Raw genomic sequence first — 11,484 nt, 5'->3', positions numbered from 1 at the left:
GATACATAGAAATAAGTAATACCCCAATTAACAGGAGTGTGGATACAGGATAAGAAATGGCCATTATTAGCGAATTTCGAATAATATATTTCCAACTAGTCTCAAGATGAGCCATAACCGGAAATAAATAAACCGTTATCGACAAGAATAATAGAGTCAGCAGCCCAAGAATACCCATCATTAGCAAGTTCGAATGCACCAGTTGATAGTCGAGAAAAATCAAATAGGCTAAAACAAACCATAGGATTGAGATTCCCATGCTTTGAAAAAAACATTCCCGGAACAACTTGAAGAAGCTCCGGAAAACCCCGTCTGTTTCTTTGCCCATCACCCATTTTCGAATCACACCATACATCGCGGTCGTTGCTGGAAAAATCGTAACCACCGGGAGACAAAAAATGAGCCAAATCAAATTCAATAAAAATAGGTCTACCATTTTTTCAATGCTCCGCAGCATTCGACTATTCAGGATATTCATGGATGACTTCCTCCTGTTTATTTCCAGATTGAGTTTAAATGATACATTTCTAATGAAACTAGTGTAACATCCCCGCCAGTGGTGAACAATGCCAATCCCTCACTTGTACTGCTCGGGAAAATTAAGTCTGTCATGACGGATTCACCGTTATTGGCAAACACCTCAACCGACGACCAATCTAAGAACAATCGAAGCTGTATTCGATTTCCTTCTGGTTTTACACTAGCAGAATGTCTGCAGGCGAACGACGGATGAAACGATGATTCACCTGAATACTGCCGGTCGATAAAAATCTCCTGTTTCGTTGCATCATACCCAATGATCGTTTTTTCTTCACTTGATGTCCTTACTAGAAATCCGAATTCAGCTGCCGAATGGAGTTCAAACTCTGCGATGATTTCGATGGCTTTCCCTCTAAAATCAGAGAGTAGATTTTTGGAATCAGCCCCAATAAGTTGATCTTTCCATTCCCTTTTCTCTTTTCGAAGACTATTTATTTCCTTAACAGGTGCCTGTATTAAGCGAACGCCTTCAGTTGTGCTAATGAGTGACAACTCCCTCGGCAAGGTCATAGCACTTCTCCATTCCTTCGTCGGCGTAATATTGGCATATTTCCAATTGCTCATCCAGCCGATAAACATCCGTTTTCCATCTGGTGTATCGGACCAGGTCACTCCAGCATAATTGTCGCGGCCGTAGTCTATCCAAAGAACCGTTTCATCCGAGTTATCATTAATAAAAGTGTTTCCGTCGAATTCGCCGATAAAATACTGGGTTCGTGAACCTTCTGGATATGCATCGTCGTTTCCGATGCTCACGATCATGACCCATTTCTTTGAACCCGTTTCTCCGATTGGCAATTCAAACAAATCTGGACATTCCCAAACCCCATCATGGGAGCCTGCTTCCCTTCCGAATTCACTTGCAAAGTTCCATGTTTTAATGTCATCAGAAAGATAGATTCTTACATGATTTCCTACCGCCAAAATCATGACCCATTTCTTCGTACCCTCGTGCCAAAACACTTTCGGGTCACGGAAATCCGGATAATTTTCATCGCTTAAAACCGGGTTCCCCTCGTATTTTATCCAGGTTCGACCTTTGTCCGTACTGTAAGCAATGCTTTGCGTTTGTTTTGGACCGTCCGCTGAAGTGAAAATGGCAACTAGGCCTGTTCCTCCGTTAAAAAATCCACTGGAATCATTCCAATCCACAACCGCACTTCCAGAGAAGATGGCTCCATTTTCATCAGGGTATAAAGCAATCGGAAGATGCTCCCAATGAATCAAATCCGTGCTTACTGCATGTCCCCAATGCATCGGCCCCCATACGGCGCTGTAAGGATGATATTGATAAAACAAATGATATTCACCTTCATAATAAACCATCCCATTTGGGTCATTCATCCAATTAGATTCAGGTGTAAAATGGAACTGTGGCCGGTAGTTTTCTGTGTATGGATCTGAACTTAGCAATTTAGATGTCTCCAATCCCATAGTTACAAACTCTCCTTTATTGTTGCCTTTGAAGCAATAAGTGTAGTAGTCTCATCGAGAGTAGGCATACTTAATATCGCACCTCTTTTAGTTGTCGCTAAAGCGCCAACAGCGTTAGCAAATGAGGCCATTTCTGTTAATTCTTCCATCGGTAAGTTATCAATCTTGCAGTTTTTTTCAAGAACCTTATAAAGCACTCCACCAAGGAATCCGTCTCCTGCTCCCGTCGTATCTTGTACATTGACTACATACCCTGATACAAAACCTGTTTTTTCTCCTTGTCTAAAAAAGCTGCCTTTCCCACCTAAGGTGATGAACAATAGAGGAACCTGAAAGTTATTACAGATCATTTTGGATCCTATTTCTAGGTCACTAACCCCAGTAAGGAATACTAATTCTTCCTCAGAAATTTTTACGACATCTGAAAATTCAAGTCCTTTAAACATCATTTCCTTGGCACGGTTTAAATCATCCCACAGTGACTCCCGCAAATTTGGATCAAATGAAATAAGGACTCCATTTTTTTTTGCAAAAGAAACCGCTGCAAGAGTGGTATCAGCAGAAGGATTATGCGTCATGGATACCGAACCAAAGTGGAAAATCCTTGTATCTTTAATCATGTCGAAATTTACATCTTCTATTTCTAATGTAGTATCAGCTCCAGGGTCACGATAAAAGCTAAATGTGCGATCACCCGTTGGATCTAAGTGAACAAAAGCTAAAGTAGTATTTGTATCTTCTGAAATAACTAGACCAGTAGTATCGACATTTAGTTGCTCCAATGTATTTCTTAAAAAAGTACCAAATTGATCCTTTCCAACTTTTCCAATAAAACTAGTCTTTTTTTGAAATTTGGACAAGACAGCTAAAACATTGGCCGGTGCCCCGCCCGGGTTCTGTTCAAACAGAATCATCCCATTTTCTGAAAATCCAGAGGGTGTAAAATCAATGAGTACCTCTCCAATTGCTGTAATATCGTACATGCAAGTTCACCTACCTCAAAATGATTAGAGTACTTTACAAAAGATAAGGCAGAACAAAGGCTGCTCCCTTATGTTCTGCCCTCTATAGAACAGATGATTTATTTATTTTTGTTAAAATTGTCAAGACCTTTTTGGTATAGTTTCATAAGTTCTGGAAGCCCCATTTGGTTTAATTGTTTTACATAGCTATCCCATTCTTTTTCAATTCCGCCATCTTGCAGCCAATGGGCTTGTTTTTGGTTGACAAACTGAGTAATATCGGTCTGCAGTTGGTTAATTCTTTTTGTATCCTCTTCATTAAAGAATACTTGAGGATAGTTTTCTTTTTCTTCAAATGGACGATAATATTCTTCTAAAATCTGTAAACGTTCTTTTGCACGCGGTTCCATATCGACCACTTTTCCGAAGTCATCCTTTAATACTACGAATGGTCCGCCAGGTGCTACTTTTTGACGGAATTCACCCATTGCGACTCCAGCCGGCAATTCTTTATTTACAAGCTTACCATTAGCATCTTCCTGATAAATCTCACCAATTGGACCCCAGTTAACCTGGGCTGATTCTTTTGCTTCGTATAGCTGGTCTACCCATCTTGCGGTAATTTCAGGGTATTTATCGGCTTTCGTGATTACGAATGCATCCCGGCTATATTCAGAGTAATTAGAACGTCCCACTATTGGAGTTCCAGCTGGTCCTTTAAGAGGTGGAAGAATCTCATAATCATCTTGACGGTCTGTTCCGACTAACTCAGTGTCTTCCCACCAAATAAAGGAACCTAGAGTCGCATCTTTTGTTTTCCCTTTTGAGAATAACTTCGCTTGGTCTTGAGTCGTAGCTTCCGGGTCCAGGATCCCCTCTTTTACCCACTTATGGAAATAAGCAATGGCATCCTTATATTCCGGTTGAGCGGCACTGAAAATTACTTTTCCATCGCGCACAATTCGGTGATCGTTATTATCAGGAACACCAAAGGCAGCAATCATATCACCGAAGTTTCCGCACCAGCCATTAAATAGGTAGGTTAATCCGACTTCATCTTTTTTGCCGTTTCCGTTTGCGTCTTTATCTTGGAACGCTTTTAGGACGTTGTGGTATTCTTCAAGAGTAGTTGGCATTTTTAAACCTAACTTATCCAGCCATGCTTTATTTATGTACATAGTATTTGGGAGTCCAATCAGATCCATCTCCTCTGCTCTTGGCAGTGAATAAATATGCCCATCAGGAGCAGTAATGACACTCTTTAGAGCTGGTCTTTCTTCTAATCTCTTCTTTAAATTAGGCATATATTTATTGATTAAATCATCAAGAGGAATAATCGTTCCATCCTTTGCATATTTCACGATATCCAAATCCGTAAATCCTGAATTATAAAACGCATCTGGTAAATCCCCGCTTGACAGCAAAAGGTTTTTCTTTTCTTGATAACCATCAGTTGGAATGTTATTCCACGTAATTTGAACATTAGTCTTTTTCTGCAATTCTTTAAATAGAGTCATATCTTTAAAATTTGGAGCTAAAGGAGATTTTGGTGATACAAAATTCAAGGTAACTGTTTTGTCTACAATCGGCAATCCAGTTTCATTCATCTTAACCTTTACTTTCTTTTCGCTTGCACTGCCGCTTGAGCTATTTGAACAACCTGCGAGAATGGTAGATAAACCAATGGATAAAACAAGTGAATTCGTTAACCATGACTTTTTCATGTCTATTTCTCCTCTTATGATCATTTTATTTTTAAAACATATTATTTTTTAATAAGTGGTAGTGGCTTTGGCAGCTCGATACCACCTCCTTACATGCTTTGAATTAATAATCATCCTTTTACTCCGCCAATTAAAACGCCTTTTACAAAATGCTTTTGAACAAAAGGATAAACAATTAACAACGGTAGGGCCCCTACAATAATAATTCCATATTTAATAATCTCCCCCACTTGCTGCTGTGCTGCAAGACTGTCGAGATCGCTAAGCATTTTGATACTCAACTGATTTTGTGTCAGGATATTTCTCAAAATCAATTGCAAAGGATAGAGACTCTCATCATTTAAATAAATAAGAGCATCGAAGTACGAGTTCCATTGTCCAACCGCGTAAAACAACACCATGACTGCAATGATTGGTTTGGAAAGCGGCAGAACCACTTTCAAGAAAAATTTGGTGTTCGAGCAGCCATCAATTTTTCCTGCCTCAAGAAGTTCATTAGGTATATTCTCTTCAAAGAAGCTTCTAGCTACGATAAGATTCCAGACAGCCACCGCTTTGGGAAGGATCATGGCCCAGATCGTATTAAGCATCCCTAATTGTTTCACCACTAGATAAGTTGGGATTAATCCTCCATTAAAAAACATCGTGAAGAGAATCATCATCATAAAAAAGGTTCTTCCGTAAAAGTCCTTGCGTGAGAGCGCGTAGGCTGCCATTAACGTCAGTGAAACCTGTACAACAGTTCCGATCACGGTGTAAACGACTGTGTTTTTATATCCGATCCATATTTTCGGGTCACTAAAAATCCGTTTGTAGCCTTCAAAGGTGATGTCCTTTGGAAAAAACCAAACTTCTCCGTTATAAACCATATCCGGGTTGCTGATAGAAGCAATGACGACGAAATATAATGGATATAAGACTGCCAAGCAAATCAGCGTTAAAAAAATGGTATTGACCACATCGAATATTTTATCTTCTTTTGATTTGATGGTTTTCGCTGTTTGTATCAATTTTAATGCCTCCTCACCATAACCCTGAGCCAGAAAATTTCTTGGCTGTTTTGTTGACAATAAAGAGCAAAATCAAGTTGACCACACTGTTAAATAAACCGACAGCGGCTCCAAAACTGTATTCGGCCTGCTGCAATCCGACTTTATAGACATAAGTCGGGATAATCTCGGCAGCTGGTTGATTAAGAGGCGTCTGCATAAGGTAAGCCTTTTCAAAACCAATATTCATTAAATTTCCAACTGACAAAATGAGCAGGATAATCGCCGTTGGCATAATCGCCGGAATATCTACATGTAAAATTCGCTGCCATTTATTTGCGCCGTCCATTGTTGCAGCTTCATGAATTTCCGGGCTGACTCCCGCAAGCGCCGCAAGATAGACGATACAAGCCCAACCTGTTTCCTGCCAAACTCCTGAACCGATATAGAGAGGCTTAAACCAACTTGGTTCAGACATAAAGGTGATGGCTTTTCCGCCAAAAAGTGTAACAACACTGTTAATTAGCCCTTTGTCAGAGAAAAAGACAAAGACCATTCCAGCGAGAACCACTATGGAAATAAAATGTGGAGCATAAATAACCGTTTGGACAAATCGTTTATATTTCTCATGTATCATCTGATTTAACAGAAGCGCAATAATGATTGGCATTGGAAATCCGATGATCAGTTGAAAAATACTCAAACCTAACGAATTCTTGATTAAATCCCAAAATTGATAGGAATTAAAAAAACGTATGAAATTTTCGAACCCAACCCACGGGCTGCCTAAAATTCCAAGTGATGGGGTAAAATCTTTAAAGGCAATTAAAACACCGTACATGGGGACATATTGAAAAACAATAAAGTAGATGATAGCCGGCAATAAAAAGAGATAAAGCTCATAGCTTTCCAAGATCCTTTTGACCCTGCTTTTCTTGTTTACACCCTTCATTTCGATGGTAGATGCTTTTAAAGAATTAGTGGAAGCTTTTAAGGTTAATTTCATTATGTCTCCCTCACCTTTTTAATATCATTTCAACTCTTTCAGATAACCTAAAGGACAAGATTAAAACCAGCATCTTTTTCTTATACCCTATAATTCGGAAATGGCCATAATTCTATGTGTTGAAACGTTTCCAACGATAGCTAAAAAAAGAACTAAATCGTTTCACCATCTCTATATTTAACGGGAATTCGATAAATCTCTTGCTCTAGTTCTTCTCCTTCAATTTTTCGTAATAGAAGCTTGACCGACATTCTTGCCATTTCTTCAACTGGCTGTCGAATGGTAGAAAGGATCGGATGAAACAAATCATTGTTTTGAATTCCGTCATAACCAATGACTTTAACATCTTCTGGAATTTTAAGACCTCGTTCTTTTGCTTTTTTAATGTATTCAGCAGCTAGAATATCCGTATTGGCAAAAATGCCGTCTGCGTTACCATGTTTTTGAAAGAACTGTTCAAAAAAAACATCATCGTCGTAAACATCGCCGTTTTCTTCAAATGTAACATACTCAATTCCATGAAGCTTGGCTTCGTCTACAAATCCTTTTTTTCTCAGAATGACTTCGCTGTATGCAAGACTCGTTATTCCAAGATAAGCGGCTTTTTTTACACCTGCTTTTACAAGTTGTCTTGCAGCAATCCGTCCGCCTTCGTAGTTATCGGAGGTCACACAGGTAATTTTCGATCCAAAATGGCGATCAATACTAATGATGGGGATGTCGGTATTCACATTTTCTTCGATGTCATTGTAAGTGATTCCGATAATACCAGCCACTTTGTTCTGATTGAGCATGTCAAGATAATAGACTTCTTTATCCGGTCTTCCCCCGCTATTGCAGAGCATAAGTTTATACCCTTCCTGGTCCAGTTGATCTTCGATGTAATAGGCCATTTCTGAAAAGAACGGATGCCATATACTAGGAAGCAAAAGGGCGACCATTTTCGATTTTTGCATTTTAAAATTTCTTGCCACTTCGTTAGGTATGTAATTTAATTGTTTGATCGCATCATTCACTTTCTTGATCGATTCGGGTGTAACATTTGCATGGTTGTTAATGACTCTTGAGACAGTGCCAACTCCCACACCTGCTAAATTGGCAACATCTTTAATACTTGGCACTACAACTACCTCCAATTCCTTGGAAACGTTTCAATGATTTTATGAACTTATCTTATCACTGCTTTGGAAACGTTTCAACAACTTTTTTTCAGAAAATATTAAAAAGTTGCCACAGGGACAGGTTTCATGGTTTTTATGAGTATTGATACCACTAAAACCGTCCACTATGACCACATCATATAAATAAGAATGTCGAATTAAAGCGATACCTATCCCTTTAAATGATGCACAGTGAGATTTATGATTAGATTAGTTAATAAAGATAATGGGGTGAATGTATGAGAATGATTGGTCTTATTGGGGGTATGAGCTGGGAATCCTCGGTTGAATATTATCGGATTATTAACGAGGAGGTGAAAAGTAGATTAGGTGGACTCCATTCAGCAAAGTGTCTGATGTATAGCGTAGATTTTGCCGAAATTGAACGCTGTCAGTCTGAGGGTAACTGGCAAAGAGCTGGAGAAATTTTAGCCTCAGCGGCCCTTACTCTAGAAAAAGCGGGTGCTGACTTTATCGTTATTTGCACCAATACGATGCACAAAGTAGTCGATGCCATCCAAGAAAAGATCACGATCCCTATTCTACATATTGCAGACGCAACAGCCGCTCAAATTAAAAAAAGTGGCATCAGTACTGTTGGCCTGCTCGGAACAAAGTATACAATGGAACAGGATTTTTACAAATCACGGTTAGAAGCAAATGGGATAAAGGTGATTGTCCCTAACGATACGAACGAGAAATGGTAAATGACATTATCTATGATGAGTTATGTTTAGGTAAAGTTCTTGATTCATCCAGAACGAATTATAAAAAAGTAATAAGCTCTTTAATAGAAAACGGCGCGGATGGAATGATCCTAGGTTGTACGGAAATTGGTTTATTGATAAAAGAAGAGGATTCTAAGGTACCATTATTTGACACAGCATCGATTCATGCAATCGCTGCGGTGAATAAAGCATTTGATTTATGATTTCATCCATCTGAGCATAAAGCTAGACTGTGCTTATTGTATTAAGGGGGAAGCTTGATTTAACCAAGATTCGTTATGAAGCGGTATTACGAAAATTAAAACCGGTAATATAACAAGAAAGCACCCCATAAACGGTGCTTTCTTGTTATATTTGGTGTTCGTACATACGGATTCACAAAAATACGTAAAAAATATGCATTTGTCCAATTCAAATGTTAGCTAATTTTAATTTAATGTAATTATCTAAAACAATAATGGAGGTAATTAACACGGAATCGATGGGACTGTTGAAATATCCGGTTAAGTTCGTACAAACATTAAGAGGTGGTACGGCTCATGTCATTCTTTTTAACGACGGTAAAAAATATGTAGTGAAATGGAACGGCACTACAAGGGAGAGAGCCAAAGAAGCAGTAAATGAGTATGTGGCAGCTCAACTTGCAACGCTCCTTTCCCTTCCCGTTGTCCCCTTCGAGCTTGTATACATCCCAGACGAATTCATAAAGAAAAACCCTGAATTACAATCCAAAAAATACAAATTCAGTTCAGGATGCCAGTATGCGTGTTTATTCATCGAAAACAGTATTGTCTTAAAAGAATTTAAAGCACTTCCATCCAAGACGGAAGTGAAAAATCAAGATATGCTTGCCGCAATGGCGGTATTCGATCAATGGGTGTATAATTCCGATCGAACGATGAGCAATTTGCTTCTGGAACGGCTTAGTGAAGACAGCTATTATTTCCACATGATCGATCATGGAAAATGTTTTCCGGGCGGATACAAATGGTCTGCAAAAACGCTTAGTCAGAAACTAAAATATAAGATGAAATACCGAGAATCTTACCAATGGATTTTCTCTATTCTCAATAATGAAGATTTTACATCATATGTAGAAAAAATTATCTCCACTCCAAACAACTTAATCTATGAAGTTATTCAATCCATCCCCAAAGAATGGGCGGTATCAAAAGAGGAAAGCGAAGCCCTGTACCAGTTTCTTGTAAACCACAAAAATTCCTTACCAAATGTCATAGACAACTTCATCAATAAATATAAAAACAATTCATCTAAAAAGAAAAAATAAAAAAACAAGGATAGCCCTCTTATAAGGCTATCCTGCACACTGTTTTTATTAATCTTACTAATTGGGAAATTCCCTTTTTATGCCTCTATCACTCTCGTCTGTTGGTAAACCTCATTTTCCAATTCACCCGTAATCTTACCAGTCAGCACTCCAGCTGTCATGCTTCCGCTGACATTCAAGGCAGTACGTCCCATATCGATTAATGGCTCAACAGAGATCAGTAGCCCAACAATAGCAATTGGAAGGTTTAATACAGATAAAACGATCAATGCGGCAAAAGTCGCTCCGCCGCCAACACCGGCAACGCCAAAGGAACTAATGGCCACCACCAAAATAAGCGTAATAATAAACGATGGGCTAGCTGGATCGATGCCTGCAGAAGGCGCCACCATGACGGCTAACATCGCTGGGTAGATACCAGCACATCCGTTTTGGCCGATTGAAAGTCCGAACGATGCGGCGAAGTTCGCAATCCCTTCCGATACACCAAAGTCTTTTGTTTGTGTTTTAATATTTAAAGGCAATGTTCCTGCACTTGTACGTGAAGTAAAGGCAAATGTTAATGCCGGCAAAGCTTTTTTCACATAATTTACAGGGCTTAATTTCGCAAGTAGTAAAAGCAGCAGATGAACGATAAACATCGCAATTAAAGCTACATAAGATGCAATCACAAACTTTCCTAATTTCGCGATAGCTTCGTAATCACTGGTCGCCATCACTTTCGTAATTAATGCAAGGACCCCATATGGCGTTAAACGAAGGATAAGAGTTACGACCCGCATGATAATGGAATAAAAAGTATCAATGATTTTAGCAAAAAATTCTCCGTGTTCCGGATCCTTTCTCTTTACGCCAAGGTAAGCCATACCCACAATCGCGGCAAAAATAACGACAGCAATGGTAGAGGTTGGACGGGCACCGGTTAGGTCCTGAAATGGATTACTTGGAAGTAATTCGACGATTTGTTGCGGAATCGTCATATCTTTAACACCAACAACCTTTTCTTCCAACATCGCATTTCGAGCTGCTTCTGCTTCCCCTGAACTTAAATGAATTCCCTCCAGGCCAAATCCCAGCGCTGAACCGATTCCGATCGCTGCAGAAATGGCAGTCGTTCCAAGAAGAATGCCAATAACAAGAAAACTGATTTTCCCGATATTTTTAGTCAGCTTTAATTTCGTAAATGCTCCAACAATTGAAATAAACACAAGAGGCATTACAACCATTTGCAATAGTTTTACATACCCCGTTCCAACAATATTAAACCAATCGATGGACTTTACAGTAATATCGGACGTTGTCCCATAAATGAAATGAATGATAAACCCAAAAACAATTCCCAAACCTAGAGCAGCAAAAACACGTTTTGAAAAAGACACATGCTTCTTCTGCATCGCAAACAATCCTAAAACGAGCAGTAGAAAAACTGCAATATTAATGATAATAAGCAAGGTATTCATGTTACTCCCCCTTAAATATTCTATATGTAATAAACACTACTATAAAAGCATTAATCCTATTGGTCAAGTCGGAATAATTGAACCAACGGGACAGTTCTCATAATTCAAATGGGTACTTATGCCCATTCAAACCCAAAGCACTCACTGGCAGATTTCAACAAAATATTATTAGATTAAAACTAATCAATCATTT

9 protein-coding genes and 1 pseudogene are annotated in these 11,484 nt (G+C 38.9%); 2 read left to right on the top strand and 8 right to left on the bottom strand.

The window, feature by feature from the left end; genetic code table 11:
- The 7 genes from V7161_RS08015 to V7161_RS07985 all read right to left on the bottom strand — a co-directional run.
- Positions 1-478: YesL family protein (locus V7161_RS08015; RefSeq protein ID WP_335443856.1), on the bottom strand; the 478-nt coding region annotated here is incomplete at its 3' end.
- A gap of 17 nt (positions 479-495) precedes the next feature.
- Complete coding sequence (locus tag V7161_RS08010; RefSeq protein ID WP_335443853.1) at positions 496-1,974, bottom strand: glycoside hydrolase family 32 protein; 1,479 nt, start codon at positions 1,972-1,974, stop codon at positions 496-498.
- A 2-nt stretch (positions 1,975-1,976) separates the two neighbouring features.
- Entirely contained in the window at positions 1,977-2,957 is a 981-nt protein-coding gene (locus tag V7161_RS08005; RefSeq protein ID WP_335443850.1) for a carbohydrate kinase family protein, read from the bottom strand.
- 98 nt (positions 2,958-3,055) lie between these two features.
- Positions 3,056-4,660: an ABC transporter substrate-binding protein gene (locus tag V7161_RS08000; protein WP_335443847.1), complete on the bottom strand. Its 1,605-nt coding sequence runs from the start codon at positions 4,658-4,660 to the stop codon at positions 3,056-3,058.
- Between the two features lie 110 nt (positions 4,661-4,770).
- The gene (locus tag V7161_RS07995; RefSeq protein WP_335443875.1) at positions 4,771-5,667 is read right to left on the bottom strand and encodes a carbohydrate ABC transporter permease; all 897 of its coding nucleotides are present in this window, start codon (positions 5,665-5,667) and stop codon (positions 4,771-4,773) included.
- 16 nt (positions 5,668-5,683) lie between these two features.
- On the bottom strand, positions 5,684-6,655 hold the full coding sequence (locus V7161_RS07990; protein WP_335443845.1) for an ABC transporter permease: 972 nt from the start codon (positions 6,653-6,655) through the stop codon (positions 5,684-5,686).
- 152 nt (positions 6,656-6,807) lie between these two features.
- The gene (locus V7161_RS07985; protein ID WP_335443843.1) at positions 6,808-7,776 is read right to left on the bottom strand and encodes a LacI family DNA-binding transcriptional regulator; all 969 of its coding nucleotides are present in this window, start codon (positions 7,774-7,776) and stop codon (positions 6,808-6,810) included.
- A 278-nt stretch (positions 7,777-8,054) separates the two neighbouring features.
- On the opposite strand from V7161_RS07985, the pseudogene V7161_RS07980 reads away from it, so the two are divergent.
- Both V7161_RS07980 and V7161_RS07975 read left to right on the top strand, forming a co-directional pair.
- Positions 8,055-8,746 (top strand): annotated as a pseudogene (locus tag V7161_RS07980) (aspartate/glutamate racemase family protein).
- 254 nt (positions 8,747-9,000) lie between these two features.
- Entirely contained in the window at positions 9,001-9,831 is an 831-nt protein-coding gene (locus tag V7161_RS07975) for a HipA family kinase (RefSeq protein WP_335443840.1), read from the top strand.
- Between the two features lie 77 nt (positions 9,832-9,908).
- Here V7161_RS07975 and V7161_RS07970 read toward each other — a convergent pair whose 3' ends face one another.
- On the bottom strand, positions 9,909-11,291 hold the full coding sequence (locus V7161_RS07970) for an L-cystine transporter (RefSeq protein ID WP_335443837.1): 1,383 nt from the start codon (positions 11,289-11,291) through the stop codon (positions 9,909-9,911).
- Positions 11,292-11,484: the final 193 nt, after the last annotated feature.

Origin of the sequence: Neobacillus drentensis (assembly GCF_036965425.1) — a bacterium.
Lineage (GTDB): Bacteria > Bacillota > Bacilli > Bacillales > Cytobacillaceae > Neobacillus > Neobacillus drentensis_F.
This window is presented reverse-complemented; position numbering and strand designations above follow the sequence as displayed.